This window comes from Rhizobium sp. BK176 (assembly GCF_024808055.1).
The window spans coordinates 1-16,884 of the sequence record NZ_JANUBV010000050.1 but is presented as its reverse complement, the minus strand read 5'-3'; the positions used below and the strand labels follow the sequence as shown (position 1 = coordinate 16,884).

Genomic DNA, 16,884 nt, shown 5'->3' with positions numbered 1-16,884 from the left:
CTGTTCGTCTGTGAAACGGCTGCGCTTCATTCCCTGGTCCTCTCAATGGGCCAGAGCTTACTTCAAAATGGATTATTTCAACGGGGCAAGGTCACTGCACGTTCATCCCCTTGAAGGACCACCGGCCGGCCAGTGACAGAGCCATGGCATCCGCAGGGATGTAGGGGACCGTCGAGTGCGCATCGTAAACAGGCGCAAGTTGCGGTTTGTCGCCAGCCTCGCGATAGATCAATGACCAATTCTTCAGGTGCATGTCGCCGTTACCGGTTATGGCAGCCAGAGCCAGCTGGCGGACGAATTCGAATGCAGAGGCAAGCGAGACGGCAACGCTTAGGGCGGCTGCGATGTCGTGATAGGCGGCCCCTTCATATTTTCCAGACGGATAGACGCCGAAGACCTGTGCAAAATCCTCGATATGTATGCGCTCACCGCCAAGGCCACGACCAAAGCATTTAACGAGCAGGACTTTTCCGTCCGACAGCGAGGAATTTTAATCAGAAGCTGTGGAAATCTGGCGCTCAACCTTGCTTTTGCTACGGCGCATCAGTGACAGCGCCCGCGACCAATGGCAGGGATGCTCGTACGAATTAATGGGGAAGCAACAATGACAACGACCAACGAAATCGCTGACAAGATCGCTGCGGCGCATGGCCTGACGAAGGTCCAGGGTAAGGCAATCGTTGAAGCGGTGATCGCCTCGATCGCTAGCGCGGCTGTCGCCGGGAATGAAACGTCGCTGCCGGGTTTTGGCAAGTTCAAGGTAAAGGCAACGCCCGAGCGCGAGGCTCGCAATCCAGCCACGGGTGCGACCATCAAGGTTGCAGCGGCCAAGAAGCTGACCTTTCAGCCTGCGAAGGCGCTGAAGGATGCGCTAAACAAGTAAAGTGAGAACGACCCCGCCCTGGTTGCGGGGTCATTTTTAGGAGTCAGTGGGACGACGTAAAGTGTGGCTTCGGCGTCCCACAGAGACATTCGGGCGCAAGTCGTGCAGGAAAAGCGGGTGTGGCTGGGGAGCTCCAGCCTTCATCGTATCTTCGTAAAGACCATTGATGGGAGATGTACAACCGCACTGTGCACATGACGCGTCGGTCGTACCATGAACGCACGGTTCAATCATTGGAGGCCTTAATCCCCCAAGCTAACTACAAGATTAGCGAAGCCCGCAAAAATTCCGCACCGAAAACTCAATCGAGCATCAAAGCCGATTTCGCCTCCAATGACATTGTTCTAAGCTAACGTCCGAATGCTACCGTCACGTCGGTGTATCATGATTGGCGATCTAGCAATTGCGGTACTGGGCGAACTCAACGTCAGCCAAAACGGAGAGGCTCTGCCCCTACCGCAGTCGAAGAAGACACGCGCGCTTCTCGCCTATTTGGCCGTCATCGGAAGGCCCCAGCGTCGCGATCATCTATGCAAGATGTTCTGGCATGTCCCAGACGACCCCCGGGCTTCGCTGAGGTGGAGCCTTCACAAACTCAGACCCATCGTGAACACCGACGGTCATGAGCGTCTACATGCAGACCACGATTCTGTTTCCCTCAGCCTCGAGAGGGTTGACCTGGACATCAGGGGCACAGCATCCCTTCGACGCATCGACCTTAGCGTCATGGATACCGAAACCCTGGAATCTCTTGTGGCGATTTTTCGGGGTGAATTTCTCGAAGGCCTCTCCCTGCCGCACTGCCCGAGCTTTGAAGCTTGGCGGCAATATCATCGAGACAAGGCGCTCCGGTTGCACGCGGCCGTTCTGCGCACCCTCATCGGACGGCTCAGGGATAACCCCGAGCGCGTGCACGTTCATTCCATGGCTTTGAAGCGTCTCGCCACAGAGATTGTCGACGTCGATTTGCCCGACCAGCGGTCGGAGCCTCGGGATGCACGACCAATTGCGTTGTCGTGTAGCAGGAGGCCGCAGGAGATTCGCTTCTGCAAGACGGCCGACCAGACGACGATCGCTTACGCAGTGTGCGGGCATGGCTCACCGATCGTGCGAGCCGCTCATTGGATGTCACATCTCCAGTATGAGTGGGAAAGTCCGGTGTGGATGCATTGGATTGACGCTCTTTCGGAAGAAACGATGCTCATCCGCTATGACGAACGTGGAACTGGGCTATCGGACTGGGTTGCCGAGGATATCTCGTTCACGGCGATGATCGCTGACCTGGAGGCCGTTGTCGACGCGGCGGGTCTCGAACGTTTTACACTTCTGGGGGTGTCGCAAAGCTGCGCCGTCTCCGTTGCCTATGCCCTGCGACACCCCGAACGAGTGACGGGCCTCATTCTCTACGGAGGTTTTGTCAAAGGCTGGCGGCAGCGAGGCGACAGCCATGAAATCGCTACCCATGAGGCAATGACCGCACTTATCCGGGAAGGATGGGGCCAGAACAACCCGGTTTTTCGCCATCTGTTCACAACCATGTTCATTCCGCGCGCGAACCAGGTTCAGATGGACTGGTTTGATGAACTGCAGCGCATTTCGGTCTCGCCTTGCAATGCCGGCCGCCTTCATGAAGCATTCGGCGAAATTGACGTCTCGAACCTCCTTTCACAGATAAAAGTTCCGACGCTCGTTCTGCACGCACGAAATGACGCTGTCGTTCCCTTTGGGTCCGGAAGGGAGTTCGCAACCGGCATTCCTAGCGCACGGTTTGTCGACCTCGACAGCGCCAACCATATTCTCCTCCCACACGAACTCGCCTTTGAGCAGTTTGTCCGCGAACTCAGACAGTTCGTCTGCGAAACAGCATAGTGCTTTGCCATTGTCTTCTCGAAGCATTGAGAGCGGACCTGTGGTGTGGTTTCAACGACCAGGCCGACAGTTTCAACGGTTTCTTCAACGCCCTTTCTCACGCGCACGCCTCACTCTGATTCGACATTCATGAGGAGGTAGGACAATGAAAATTCACAATGTCACCGGCGGTGGAGGCGTACGTCTGCAGGTTCGCGAGTGGGGAAACCAAGATGCGCCATCCATCTTTTTCATCCATGGGTGGTCGCAAAACCATCTGTGTTGGAAAAAACAATATGAAAGCGCGCTTGCCGACGATTGTCGCCTCGTCGCTCTGGACCTGCGCGGCCACGGCATGTCGGACGCCCCGCTGGGAGACGGAAATTATACCGACCCTCAGCTTTGGGCCGACGATGTCGCCGCTGTCATCAAGCAAGTTGATCTGGGATGTCCGATCCTTGTCGGCTGGTCCTACGCCGGCTTCATCATCTGCGACTATCTCCGCCTTCATGGCACCGCTCATGTTGCGGGCATCAACTTTGTGGGCGCAGCAGTCACGCTGAACAAATCAGCCTTCGGCACTTTGATCGGTCCCGGTTTCCTGGACCATGTCATCGGCGCGACTGACGACGATCTTCCGACCAACATAGAAGCAATTCGCAATTTTGTTCGCGGGTGCACTTATTCGCAGCTGCCAGCCGAGGTATTTGAGATGGCAATTTCCTGGAATATGGTCGTCCCCGCGAAGGTCCGCGCTGCCCTTCTGTCCCGTCAGATCGATTCTGACGACGTGCTGGCCAGGATCGATGTGCCGGTCCTTGTGACCCAAGGTGAACAGGACACGGTGATCCTCCCGGCGATGGGGCGGCACCTTCTGAGCATGTGCCCTGCAGCCATTGCATCGTGGTATCCGATGACGGGCCACGCGCCCTTTATGGAAAACCCGGCCAGATTCAACAGCGAGCTTTCTCATTTCGCGCGTGACGCTCAATCCCCTTCGGCCGCAGCCGCAAGAGGCGGGATCAGCCTCGGGCGATAACACGACCATACCCGCCATCGCAGCAGCCCTCAACGAGGATTTCCCGCGGGTCTCGACTTTGAAGGTTTGCGCGAACGTCAGGGAACCGTCTTCGTCAGCCTTAGTGCTCACGAATAGCACGCCGCAGCCGATCGGAAAGTGGCTCCCATAGATAGTCGAGGAAAGTTCGTTTGGACGTCGTGATGAAAGCTTCGACCGGCATCCCCGGAACAACTTGTGTACCAGTTAGTCGATCGAGTTCACCGGGGGGCAAATGAACACGGACGGGGTAGTACGAGATCCGCGTTGGCGTGTCCTCGACCAGATCTGCCCCGATCATTTCCACCTTTCCCTCGAGATCCGGTGTAGTGGAACGATTAAGGCCGCTGATCCTGACATATGTCTTGTCGCCAACATGGATCGAATCGACTTCCTGAGGCGAGATTCTCAGTTCGACGTTTAGCTCGGCCATTTCGGGCACGATCATCATGAGCACTTCGCCAGCACCAACAACGCCGCCGACGGTGTGGACGGAAAGCTCGTGCACGACGCCGGCCAAAGGCGACCGGACGCTAACGCGCGTCAAGGCATCCTTCGCTTCAATTTGCTTTTCGCTGAGCTCATTGATCTTGCTCTCGGTCTCCGCAAGGTCCTTGCCCGCCTCGGCAACAGCAATCTGGTCCAGATTCAGCATCTGGAGTTTTGTTTCGGCAATCTTCGCCCGGATCTCTGCGGTGGACGCTTGAAGTTGGCCGATCTCACCATCGAGTTGCGCCATGTTCCTCTCAAGGATCTTTACCTGGCTAACCAGAACAAGTTGCCTGTCGAGGAGGCTGCGAAGGCTGCGAAGTTCCGTATCGAGCAATTGATGTTCGTGCCGTTTCGCACTCTCCTGGAGGGTAAGACCATCGATCTGATTCATCAGCTGCGTCACCCGCTCGGTTAGCTGCTGCTTCTGACCCTGCCGTGCCTTCAGGCGCGCATCGAGAAGTTCCTGCTCTCGATTGAAGAGGATACGCGCCGACATGGGGTCAGAATATTTGACGAAATAGCTCGGAAGCTCGAAATTGACTGCGCCGTCGCGTTCGGCTCCGAGTCTGGCTGCGCTCATCTGAAGCTCCGCGAGCTGATGCTCGACGATTTGGAGTTCGGACCGCGCATTGGTATCATCCAGACGGAGAAGTGCCTGTCCTCCCGCTACTCGCTGTCCCTCGTGGACAAGAATCTGTGAAACCACTCCACCCGCCTTGTGTTGGATTTTCTTGATGTTGCCTTCGACCTCGAAATGTCCTGACGCAACAACCGCGCTGGAGAGCGGTGCAATGGCTGCCCAAATACCAAAGGTGGACGCGAAGGCGGCAATCAACATTGTGCCTGCCCGCCTGTAGCGGCGAAGCGAATGAGAATGGTCAGAATACCAGGAGGTCGAGCTATACATGGGTGGAATTCCCACTGGCTTTCAGGGGGATCGCCGCATCGGAAGGCCTCGAAAGGACCGCCATCACATCATCCTTCGGTCCGAAGAGCTTGATGCTTTTTTCGTGAACAAACGCGACTTTGTCGACGGATGCCAGCCCGAGCGGTCGATGAGTAATCACGATCGCGATTCCGCCGCGGCTACGCACGTCGCTGATCGCATTGCTTAGCGCCGCGTCGCCGGAGGCGTCAAGATTCGAGTTCGGCTCATCGAGAACGACAAGGAACGGATCGCCATAAAGCGCGCGGGCCAAACCAATCCTTTGACGCTGACCACCGGACAGAAACATGCCGCCGTCGCCGATCCTCGTTTCATAACCGTCCGGCATGCCGACAATGAGCTCATGGGCACCCGCAGCCATCGCCGCCTTGATGATCCTTTCCGAGTTGCCATCAGCCTGGAAACGGGAAATCGCTTCCGCGATCGTGCTGTCAACAAGGGCGAGATCCTGGGGCAGATAGCCGACATGGCGACCAAGGCTGTCGCGGTTCCATTGGTTAAGGAGTGCACCGTCAAGCTTCACATTGCCCTTCATTGGCGACCAGACGCCGACAAGGGTGCGTGCAAGCGACGACTTGCCGGAGCCGCTTGGGCCGATAATACCGAGGCCATCGCCTGCCCACAGCTCAAACGAAGCGTTCAGCAAGACCGGATCTGCGGCACCTGGCGCGGCAACGGCAAGCCCATCCACGGTCAGCTTCAGGCGAGGTGGCCTCAACTCAACCTGCTCACCTTCGACTGCAATGGACAGCGAGTTCTTGAGCCTTGTATAGGCTGCCCTCGCCGAAACGAACCCCTTCCAATGGGCTATTGCCGTTTCGATCGGTGCCAGCGCACGAGACGTCATTATCGATGCGGCGATCATGGCGCCGCCGGATACCTCCTGGTGGACGGCCAGATAGGCTCCCAGTGCCAATATTGACGATTGAAGGACCGTGCGGAATATCTTCGCAAATGCACCCAGACTGGCCTGGACGTCACTTGCCTGCAAACTGGTATCGCGGAAATCGCGGCTCAGCTTTCTCCACCTGCTGGCCATCGATTCATGCATGCCCATTGCATCGACTGCCTCCGAGTGACGTCGCGCCGATTCCGCAAAGAGATGTTTCCGATTTCCCTGTAACGTGGCTTCATGCGTGGGAGCGCGAACTTGCACATCCGTTGCAACCGCGAGGAAGACAATGACGCTCCCGCCACCGACGGCGAGCCAACCGAGCCACGGATGCAATAGAAAACAGCCGATCACGAAAAGCGGCATGAAAGGAAGGTCGAAAAGTGCGGTCGGGCCCGGACTGCCAAGAAACGCGCGAACCTGATCGAGATCACGAAGAGGCTGCATTGCTTCGTCCGGCTTTGCGCCCTTCAACGGCAAGAGGCTGGTGGCACGAAAGGCCAAGCTTGATAGGTCTTCATCGAATTGCGCGCCAATCCGGCTCAGCATTCGCAGTCGAAACGAGTCCAGCAATCCCTGAAGCAAAAATGCCACAAGCGCAATTGCAGACAGAACCAGCAGCGTCTCGACGCTGCGGCTCACCAAGACCCGATCATAGACCTGAAGCATGTAGAAGGAGCCGGTCAGCGTCAAAACGCTGATCACAGCAGAAAAGAGCCCGACTGCTCTTAGATCTGACAGGCGGCGCTTGAGCGCAATACTCGCAGGTAGCGTGCTGGATAGTCTAGGGTCGAATAGGGCGTGATTTGCATTTGCAGCGCGCAGCGGCTGATGCATGTGAAGCTCCATCTCTCGCTCGGCGAAGCGCACGTTTGTCTCAGTGGGGCCGGCCAATTCCGGAGGGGGTCCAAGGGCTGGCCGGCCCCCTGCCTCAGACGACCAAGAAGTCGGCTGCCTGGAGCGTGAGGTTTGCTTCGAGGGTGGCAAAATGCACCGTTCCTCCGTTGGCGGTGCCGTCGCTGTCGTATGTCAGCCAACCGTTCGTGGTGTTGTAGATAATTCTGTCGGAACTATCGTGGGCGGTACCCGTGGCCGAACTCCAGAAGGCTGCTGCGAGCAGATTTCCGTTGTTTCCAACCTGGCTGAATATGCCGTTTGCGTTATCCAGGACGATGCGATCGTGTTCCGCCGAATTGGCGGCGGTGCTGACAAAATTAGTGATCGTATCGACGCCCGCGCTGTTCAGGTTGGTGTTGAAGACAAACTGGTCTGCACCCGCATCGCCCGTGAGGACATCGTTGCCGGAACCGCCGACAAGGGTGTCGTTGCCATTTCCGCCGTTCAGGGTATCGTCGCCGCCCCCGCCCGTAAGCGTATCGTTTCCGTCACCGCCATTCAGCGTATCGCCGGCGTTGCCCCCGGTAATGGCGTTGTTGAGGGCATTGCCGTTACCGGTAAACGATACATTGCCGGTGTAAACGAGATTCTCGACGTTGTCGGACAGGGTGAACGTAGGCAACGACGTGCGCACCGTATCTGTCCCCTGGTTTGCATTTTCATGGATCGTGTCACCTGCGTTGTCGACAATGTAAGTATCATTGCCAGCTCCACCGGTCAGTGAATCGGCACCTGCTCCACCGTCCAGCGTGTTATTGCCCGAGTTGCCGACGAGACTGTTCGCACCGCCGTTGCCAGTACCGTTGATATTGCTGCCGCCGGCCAGGGTCAGGTTTTCGAGGTTGTTTCCGAGCGTATAGCTCGTCGAACTAAGCACAAGGTCCGTTCCGCCGTTCGCCTGCTCGACGATGGTGTCAGTGCCCCCGAAAAATCCTCCATTGCTTGCGATCACGTAGGTGTCATCACCGATGCCGCCAGTCAGTGTATCGTTGCCTGCTCCGCCATCGAGATAGTCGTTGCCATCGCCACCGTTAAGAGCGTCGTTGCCATCGCCGCCAAACAAACGATCGTCACCGGCTAGCCCGTTCAACACATCGTTCCCGCCAAGACCGAAGATGGCATCTCCGATCAGCAGACTGCCGGTGCCGCTCAGCGCGCTAGCCCCGGTGTTACTGGACGTGGTGCCAACCACGAGGTTCCATGTATTTGACTGCACCGACTCCGGATTTCCGAGTGCGTCCACGAAGGATGCCACGAGCCGGATCAGCTTTCCAGATGTCTGGCTCTGACTGAGAACATGCTGGCTGGATTGCTGCCCGCTAGCGGTGCCGCTCTGCACCGTGGTCCAGGCGACACCGTCAGCGCTTGTTTGCCAGTTGTAGCCGCTATTTGGAATAGTGACGCTGCCTTGCGGATTTGCCAGAGTGATGTTGTCGGCGTCAAAAAGCGCACTCGTTGGTGTAAGGCGGGCCAGGCTCCCTTGGTCTCCGGCATTGAACGACAGCGTTCCCGTGGGAATGTGGTTCGCCAATTGATCGACGGTGATTGTCCGATCTGCAAATTGCACAATGTCGATCCCGACCAGAAGGTCTGTGCCATCCGGCGATCCGGGCCTGTTATCCTGTATCTTGTAAGCCAGAACAGTACCCTGGTTTGCCGACGTAAAGGTAACTGTAGTTACCGTGTAATCGGCTCTGTTGCCTGAAAAGATCACGGTATCCGATCCTGCGGCGGCGGGGTCGGAGCCGAGCACCATGTTCTTGAACTTCTCGGTCTTCAGCAAGTCCGTGTAGTGCGTGGCAAACATCTGAGTCCCAAGCGCAACGTTCCCGAGGAGACCGGCGGTGAGGACGTTTCCAACGGAATGCACGGCATTGCCAAGCGCGTCCAGACTGGTCGAATAGCCGCTGTAGGCGCCGATAAGAGTATCGAGACGGATGCTGTCGCCAATGATGACATCGTTGCCGCCGCTGCCGATGTTGCCTGTCGCGTCAGCAACAGTCGTATTGAAACGATCGGCACCTCCACCACCGATCAACCAGTTATCTCCGGCATCCCCGATCAGTCTGTCGTTGAACCTCGATCCCACGATGCCTTCGATTTGACTGAGCAACTGGTTGAAGGGATTGAATGCGGTTCCTCCGTTGGCTGCGGTCAGACCCTGGTTGCGAAGGTCTGCCGGGACATCGAGCACGATGCTCACATCGCTGTAGGATGCCATGTCAAAGCCGTCGCCGCCAAGGGCCTCATCGGCATCGCCAACCTGCGCGGCCTGTCCAATACCACCCATGATAATGTCGTCGCCACCTTCGCCAAGCAACATGTCGGCGCCCGAGCCGCCCGAAAGGATGTCATCCCCAAGGCCGCCGCGTAGTTCGTCGGGGCCGTCACCACCATACATCTCGTCATTGCCACCATCTCCGAATGCGAGGTCGGTGTCACCGCCGGCGTCGATGTAGTCGTCGCCGCTGCCGCCGTAGATCTCGTCGATGCCGGCTTCGCCATAGAGCTTGTCGTTGCCGCCGCCACCGATGACGACATCGAGCGCACCGGCACTGGTGCCGGCGTAAACAATATCGTCGCCAGTGCCTCCATCGAGGAAGTCCTCGATGTCGCCGCCATAGATTACGTCCTGACCATCGCCGCCGTAGAGATGGTCTGCGCCGGCTTTTCCGTCCAACACATCATCCCCCCGGTCGCCATAGACCGTATCGTCGCCATTGCCTGCGTCGATCCAGTCGTCATTGTCGGTGCCGGCAATCACTTCGTGAGAATTGTATCCCGAGGCTGGTGTACCATCGGGGTTTTCGCCCATGTCCGGACGGAAATCGCGGATGAAAGTACGTGTGGTGCCGAGGTCGGAATTGGATTTGGTGATAAGACCACCATTGCCGACGATGCCGTTGCCGAAGCCCGAGTATATACCGTAGCCCAGATTGGCTGCGCCGCCGACAACATCGATCCCGTTTGGCGTCGCCGCGTAACTTGACAACAACGCGCCATAGGCGTGGGCGTTTTGGTAGTCCTGCGTAATCAGCTGGTGGTTCGCATCATATTTCAGGTCGCCCATGTTGGCGGCGACCGAATTGCCATTGATGTCAAGGATGAGCTCGCCTCTGACAGCCCGCAGTGCCGTGCCAGGCACGATCGTACGGGCGAGTTCGATATTGCTGTCTGCGTATCCCATGACGTCGCCGTTCAGGTGAATTGCGCCAGTCGTGCGTTCGATAATGTCCTTGAATTGTTCGGTGACGATGGCGTGCCCGAGATCGGTATCAATGTTCAAGGCTGTCTGGAGGCGGTAGATGTAGTAGAAGCGATCGCCATCCATCAGCCTTTCCATCTGATCTTCGAAAATCGCATTGAACGTCGTCCCGAGCTGGCCGGTAAAGACGTGCAGTTCAGCCAGACCGCCAATCCAGAGGTCTATGCTGTTGAAGCCGTCAGCCCCGATCGGCGGTTGGTCACCCGGGTTGACCCCGGTATTGTTGAGAAACGCTATCGCATAGTTGACGGAAAAGCCCTGTGCTTCAGCCGAACCTTCGGCGATCGTGCCGTTCTCCAGGCCGACGATTGCTTCGGCCTTTGCCAGATCTCCGTCAAACGCGTAAGCCGCGATGAAATTCACCAGCGACTGCGGGTGCTGCATCTGCGACCCAAATTCAGCCCAGCTTGTGTACGGGTTTAGCGCATCGACAATGAGATTGGTATGGTGCGGCGTCGCCGGATCAGCTGCGCGTTCCGCGACCAATGCGTCGTGAAGCTGCCGGCGCACCTCGTTAAGGGTTGGGATTCCGAGGTCCCGGCCGCGGGCGATGTTGATTGCAGCAAGGTCGAGCGGTTGTCCGAGCAATGACTGCTGCATCGCAGGCGTCAGAAACTCGTCCACCTCGTTCGATAGCTGCTGCGACATGCCCCGGACGATGTCGGTTGCGCCAACGGCAGCGAACTGCCCAGGGTTCAGGAAGGCGCCCGACAGGGCAAACTTGCTGACCAGACCATTGGGATCGATGGCGTCGATCGTCTCGCGCAGTTGCGAGTGGCCGAACCGGAAGGCTGCCTGCGCGTATTCAAGGGAGATATCGGCCTTGATATCGTTGTCGTAAGTCACGAACTCGGGCAGGTCCGGGGTAACGAGGCGTGCATATTGGTCGATTGCCACATGCTGATATTCCATTTCGTTGATCAGTTTCGTGGCTTCGAACATCTTGTCCGGATCCCATGAGATGGGACCGCCGGGTGAAACAAGATAGTTGCCGTTTGCGTCTGTGTAAGGACCATTCGGTCCATTGACGGCGATCTGGAAATTGTGGCGCGAGGCTGCATCCGTCTGGCCGAGGATTGCGTTCTCCAGGTTGACGAGCTGGACATTGTGGTTCTCGTGGAAGACATGATGCAGGGCCGTGAGGCCGAAATTCTCGTTGGCCCGACCGTCGCCTGCGATGTAGTGGTTTCCGACCGACTGCATCAACGCTTCGCTGACTGCCGCATACTGCGCGGCGGTGACAGCTACGCCACCCACTGAATTGCGGATCGAAAAGTTCGAAAAGTCGATGAAGGACATGAGATTGGCGGCAGTTATGCCGCCGGCAACGATCGTCGCATTGCCGTAGTTGATGGCCGCGAGGTTCGGGTTCATGTCCAGTAGCAAGGCCTGGCCCGTGAAGACGTAGCCTCCCAGGGTGGCGCCATTCGTATCGATCACATGGCCGCTGGTATCGCGAGCGCGGTAGTTATTGATATCATCCCATGTCAGATCATCGCGGCCGGTTGCTAGCAAATGAGCACGCAGCTCAGCAAGCGTAGGTACGGTCCTCGTTGTCGTCCCAACCCCCAGTCCATCGGGACTGGCATCGTTGAAGACATTACTGTTGTATGCCTGCGTCTGATGACCGTCGAAAAGCTCCGCGCCCGGGCGGTATTGCCCACTGTTGGGGTCCAACACCCATGCCCGCAGCAACAGTGTGATTTGCGTATCCGATCCATAGCTCTGGCTTTGGTCGATATATGGTGATGTGTGATTGGTGTAGGTCGGCAGGGCAGGCTTGGCAACCGGCCCAAAAACATCGGCATCCTGTCCCGTCCCTCCCAGAACGCCATCGGCACCCAGTGATTGGACGTCATCAGCGGTCCCCCAGATGTTGTCGGCGCCCGCTATAGACACCTGGCGGCCGTGTATATCCCGCAACGTGTAGTCATCCGGCGTCGCGCGCGAGATGGTAATTGTCGTGTTGCCGGGGTCCGTAGGATTGTTTGTCCCCGGTGCCCTGTAAAGGGGGTCGCCCGGATCCAGCGGGATAATGATCTTTGCGCCCTGCCCGCCCTTGTCGATGAAATCAAGGCCATGATCGAAAAATTGTCCGAACAGGGTGAATATGCCGCTCGTCGACGGGTCACCCGGCAGGGTATTGAGGTTGCGCACGATGTTCTCGGTATGAACTGAACCGTCCGCATAGGTGGAGGTGATGACGTCGGTCACGGTGCCTGGCGCATTTGCCTCGACCCTTTCAAGGGCGCCACCCTCATTGGACGAGCTGATCGTCTGCGCGATCATGCGCGGTGTATAGTCGACCACGCTCTTGTTTGGATCGGCGTACGCTGCCGGCGTTGCCAGCGTCGTAGCCGCATTTGGATCGCTGATTGTTGGATGTGTTGTGAGATAGCCATCATGTGTCGCATCTCCGGCCAGCGCCCGATTGGTCAATACCTGGTACACATAATGGCTGTAGTCTGCCACCGTAAGGCGCGGGAAGGGGTTGTCGGTGGCGCCCCACGTCCAGCGGGTCAGATCCACAAGGTTGTTGAACAACCCGCTTGGGATACGGAAGCCGCTCGCTTCGCGCGCACCATCGTAAATTGACAGGCCGGTTATCGGATCGACGATGCCCAGCGGGTCAAAAGTTCCAAACAACCCCAGCTCGTGGACGACGCCAGCAGAGTCGTGATACCCATAAATCGGTCGGCCTTGTGCATCAAATCTGACAATAAAAATCGCATCGCGCATCTGGTCGAGCAGATAGTTGATATCGCCTAATGTTATTTCAAACGGTTTAACGGAGGGCATGTTCATCTCCCCTTGCTGGCGCGATCGCGCAAATGATTTTGCGTGCACCCGACAAATTCCATTAGGAGGAGTGTGATCCATATTCAGTTCGAATATTAGCTCAGAAAGACCCATGCGATGGTTGAACTGAAGTCCAACGGGCGGATAGGGCAATTAGGCCGTATTGGCTTGCGACTTTGGTCGCTAGCCTCCGGTCGCCGGAAGCACTCAGCCAGCAATTTGTCTCGACAGTTCCTGATGACTGCAACGCTGATCGTCGGGGTCTCGATGCTAATGCTCGGAAACTGGATGAGTTCGCGATACCAGGCGAGTGCCACACGAAGCGCGGCCGAGGCCGGCGCAATCTTCCTCCAAGCATTTCTCCAGCCCTACATCCAGGAGCTCGGATCAGCCGATCCCTTGGCAGAACACATCGAAGAACGCCTCGATACGCTTTTTGCCCACACGCTTTTTGCAGGTCACGATGTAAGCAACCGCTTCATTCTCCTCAAAATCTGGCGCCTGGACGGGACGCTCGCCTATTCCTCGAATGATAACATCAAGGTCGGAGAGCAAGCGGAAAATGAGGTCAAAATCGCAGCCAGCGGCGGTTTGGCAACCGCGTTCGAAGATCTCGATGAATTGCTCGACGGCGTGACTGAGGACCAGAACATCAGATTGATCGAGGTTTATGCGCCCCTCTATCAGACAGGAACAAATCGCATCATCGCCGTAGGCGAATTCTATCAGAGCGCCGCAGCATTGATCGCCGAGCGCACCAGCATGCGGAACTGGACCTGGCTTCTTGTTGGACTGACCTCGATCGGAATGATCGCGGTCCTCAACCTCATCGTTTCTCGGGGAAGCAAGACAATTGATCGGCAGAGGGATGATCTCAATCGGCGCTACGCCGAAGCTGCCCATCTCGCCAAGCAAAATGATGAACTGCGCAAGGCCGCCGAGCGAGCTCGCGTGCGCGCAAGCGAAGACAACGAGAATTTCCTGGCGCGCCTCGGATCAGAGCTGCATGACGGGCCAATCCAGACACTCAGCATTCTGATGCTCTCGCTTAAATATGGACGGGATGGCGAGGAGAGCCTCGAGCCCGGTGACACCGCCAAGCCGGGAGGCAGTCCGCCAAATACCATCCAGCTTGCGAGATATCTCTATTCGGAGCTCCGCAACATTTCGAGCGGGCTCGTGTTGCCGGGTATCCAGGCAGAAGGACTGGCGCAAGTTGTCGAGGCTGCCATTTACCGCCATGAGCAATTGACGGGCACCTCCGTGGAGCGAAACATCGGGACGCTTCCAACGGAGGTACCGACCGCAGTGAAGATATGTTGCTACAGGGTCATTCAGGAAGGCTTGAACAACGCTTATCGACACGCTGCGGCAGCCGGTCAGTCGGTCGCTGTCAAGGAAGAAAATGGCCGCCTTTTAATCACCGTGAGTGATCGCGGGCCAGGCGTCACTACGCAAATGCCTGAGCCAACTGCTAACGCCAAGCTCGGACTGGTCGGCCTCAAGAACCGGCTTGCGGCGTTGTCTGGAGAGCTTTCGATCATATCGCCGGCATCCGGTGGTACCGAACTCGTCGTCATGCTTCCTCTCGATCTGGAAAACAGAGCGCTTGGATCATCTCAGCTGTGAGCACGCAGATATCCTACCAATCCGTTTGAGGCTCCCCAGAGCCTCAGCTAGCCACGGCAGAAATGCCGGTCAATCCAGGGGCAATCCGGTTCTAAAGGCCACATCTCGCGACCCCCGAAAAACCCGGTAAGAGCGGCGCTAGACTAGCTCGTGAGCGAAACGTGTTGTTGCGCCGCAAGTGCCACTTCGACGCGGTTGCGGGCGTTGAGTTTCGTCATCAGGTTGGCCATGTAATGCTTGACTGTCTTTTCGCTGATCGACAGGGAAAGAGCGATCTCCTTGTTTGACCGCGCTTTCAAAAGAAGGGCAACGACCTGCTCCTCACGGTGGCTTAGTTTGGTGCCTGCCGCTCCTTCCTTGCGACGGCCCTTCAGTGCGGAAATCACCTTACCCGCCAAACTGGGAGAAATAAAAACCTCGCCTTTGATGACGGCGTCGACCGCCCCAAAAAGCTCGTTTGAAATGCTCTCCTTAAGGATGAAGGCGCTGGCACCGCTGTCCAGGGACTTGACCGCCAGATCGACGCTATTGCACGCCGTATAGACAATGACTTGTGTTCTTCCAGTCGCTGCAATGTCGCTGATTGCCCCATAGACGTCCCCAGGCATACTTAAGTCGACGAAGATCAGATGTGGTTCATATCGAGCAGCAATGGCACGCGCCGCATCTGCATCGCTGCCTTTCGCAACAACATCGTATCGACCGTGCCGCGCGAAGACCGCGCCGATACCTTCAAGTAACATGGGATGATCATCAACGAACGCCACTCTAACAGAGTTGAGCATGACCCCTCCACTACAGTAACCGTAAATGGATCCAGCCTACACTCAAATGTCATCTCTGCATAGGCGGGACGATAGTGGTATCTAAAGTTAGGTTTGGCTGTAATATTTAACTATATCGTTGTTGTTATTGTGTGTTTTCCCGGTTTATTTACATCAATGAATATTTATCAAGTATCCATCGATAGTAATCCTGGTGCGATCCGGATAGTTGGAGGGATGCAACCATCGGGGGCATCGCTTCTGCCAGCCCGCGTTCCGTCATAGAAGAAGGTACGTTGCAGCTTTCAATCGGCGGCGATGTCCATTTGAGCATGCCCTTAGACAGTCGTTAGCAGTTGCCACAATCGGGCATGCTCGGAGCCTGAAGCTCAGACGCTTTTACCGTCTTCAAGTGAATGACTTATTTCGCGGCGTGCCATGGCAGGCCGTTATTGATTAATAGCTCATTATTGTCTTGCGGATAGACATATCGCCGGAATATCTTTCCCGATAATTACTGTAACATATTTGTGATCGAGTAGTAAAAATTTGTTGTTTTAGGTTTTAAAGTGTAGTGTTTCTCAACTCTTTCTACGTTGAAGGGTTGATTACATTTGATTGGGGGCTGGTCGAATGTATATTTTGAGCAACGCATCTAGGATCAGGCAGCGAGAAGCACAACTTTCACGAGAAAATCGCGCGGAGATCGTCAGGGCTCTCAACCAGGGAGAAGTCACCCGGCGAGAGTTGCTCAAATGGGGCATCTTCACAGCAAGCGGCTATCTCGCCTGCAAGAATGGGCTAAGCCCGTTTGCAAAGAGCGCCTATGCGGCGGTTCCGACCGGCACGCCAAGGACGCCACTGTTCGGCATCCAGAAGTTTTCTCAGCCGATGCATCGGCTGAACCATCTCAAACCACTGCCGATCACACGGACGGCTGAGGGCCATGCGGCCTTTCCGGCCGGCCTTGGTGAGCGGCCGGCCAAGCGGCTTTCCTATCACACGGATTTTTCCGCCGATCCGTCCAACAGGGAATTCATCAATCCCGTTACCTATCGTGGACCGATCGAGGGACGGCCGCCAGGCGAGGTCTTCGCCCACCAGCGATGGGACGAGTTCTTCCCCAAGGTCGGCTACATCATGCGGCTTGGTCAAGTTGCGCAGGGATCGGGCGGCTATTTCCACGACAATTTCCCGCTTCAACATCCGGATAGCTGCTGGACCTATGGCGGAGGACGGAGCGGCAACTGCACTCTGCCGCCATTCCTGATCAAGGGGCGCTACGGCGAGCCGATCATCACGCGAATCTACAATGATCTGCCGACCGACCGGAAGGCAAACAACGGCTTCGGGCGCAATGAAACCCAGTTGCATTTCCATAACGCTCATAACGGTGCGGAAAGCGACGGAGC

8 protein-coding genes and 2 pseudogenes are annotated in these 16,884 nt (G+C 56.8%); 5 read left to right on the top strand and 5 right to left on the bottom strand.

What is annotated here, in order from left to right; all coding sequences use genetic code 11:
* Positions 1 to 94: 94 nt before the first annotated feature.
* A pseudogene (locus tag FHT76_RS40620) lies at positions 95 to 484 on the bottom strand (HipA domain-containing protein); the annotation flags it as partial.
* 120 nt (positions 485 to 604) lie between these two features.
* Here FHT76_RS40620 and FHT76_RS40615 point away from each other — a divergent pair.
* The 3 genes from FHT76_RS40615 (at position 605) to FHT76_RS40605 (ending at position 3,770) form a co-directional block, all read left to right on the top strand.
* Positions 605 to 883 carry an HU family DNA-binding protein gene (locus FHT76_RS40615; protein WP_183755998.1) on the top strand — a complete coding sequence of 93 codons (279 nt, stop codon included), beginning with the start codon at positions 605 to 607 and terminating at the stop codon, positions 881 to 883.
* A gap of 384 nt (positions 884 to 1,267) precedes the next feature.
* A complete protein-coding gene (locus tag FHT76_RS40610) occupies positions 1,268 to 2,752 on the top strand; it encodes an alpha/beta hydrolase (protein WP_259186847.1) in 1,485 nt (494 codons plus the stop codon).
* A gap of 145 nt (positions 2,753 to 2,897) precedes the next feature.
* Positions 2,898 to 3,770, top strand: coding sequence for an alpha/beta fold hydrolase (locus FHT76_RS40605; protein ID WP_259132142.1), 873 nt, complete (start codon positions 2,898 to 2,900; stop codon positions 3,768 to 3,770).
* Positions 3,771 to 3,870: 100 nt separating this feature from the next.
* Here the strand turns inward: FHT76_RS40605 and FHT76_RS40600 are convergent, their stop codons facing one another.
* The 3 genes from FHT76_RS40600 to FHT76_RS40590 all read right to left on the bottom strand — a co-directional run bounded on the left by FHT76_RS40600 (position 3,871) and on the right by FHT76_RS40590 (position 13,079).
* Positions 3,871 to 5,187 (bottom strand): HlyD family type I secretion periplasmic adaptor subunit, encoded by a 1,317-nt coding sequence (locus tag FHT76_RS40600; RefSeq protein WP_259132140.1) that lies wholly within the window; start codon positions 5,185 to 5,187, stop codon positions 3,871 to 3,873.
* On the bottom strand, positions 5,180 to 6,955 hold the full coding sequence (locus FHT76_RS40595; protein WP_259132138.1) for a type I secretion system permease/ATPase: 1,776 nt from the start codon (positions 6,953 to 6,955) through the stop codon (positions 5,180 to 5,182). The genes FHT76_RS40600 and FHT76_RS40595 overlap by 8 nt, the downstream gene beginning before the upstream one ends.
* 94 nt (positions 6,956 to 7,049) lie before the next feature.
* Positions 7,050 to 13,079 (bottom strand): peroxidase family protein, encoded by a 6,030-nt coding sequence (locus tag FHT76_RS40590; protein ID WP_259186846.1) that lies wholly within the window; start codon positions 13,077 to 13,079, stop codon positions 7,050 to 7,052.
* A gap of 237 nt (positions 13,080 to 13,316) precedes the next feature.
* Between FHT76_RS40590 and FHT76_RS40585 the strand changes: the two genes are divergently transcribed.
* On the top strand, positions 13,317 to 14,708 hold the full coding sequence (locus FHT76_RS40585; protein WP_183863923.1) for a sensor histidine kinase: 1,392 nt from the start codon (positions 13,317 to 13,319) through the stop codon (positions 14,706 to 14,708).
* 143 nt (positions 14,709 to 14,851) lie between these two features.
* Here the strand turns inward: FHT76_RS40585 and FHT76_RS40580 are convergent, their stop codons facing one another.
* Entirely contained in the window at positions 14,852 to 15,493 is a 642-nt protein-coding gene (locus tag FHT76_RS40580; protein ID WP_183756003.1) for a response regulator transcription factor, read from the bottom strand.
* Between the two features lie 612 nt (positions 15,494 to 16,105).
* Between FHT76_RS40580 and FHT76_RS40575 the strand changes: the two are divergent.
* Positions 16,106 to 16,884: pseudogene (locus FHT76_RS40575) on the top strand (copper oxidase); the annotation flags it as partial.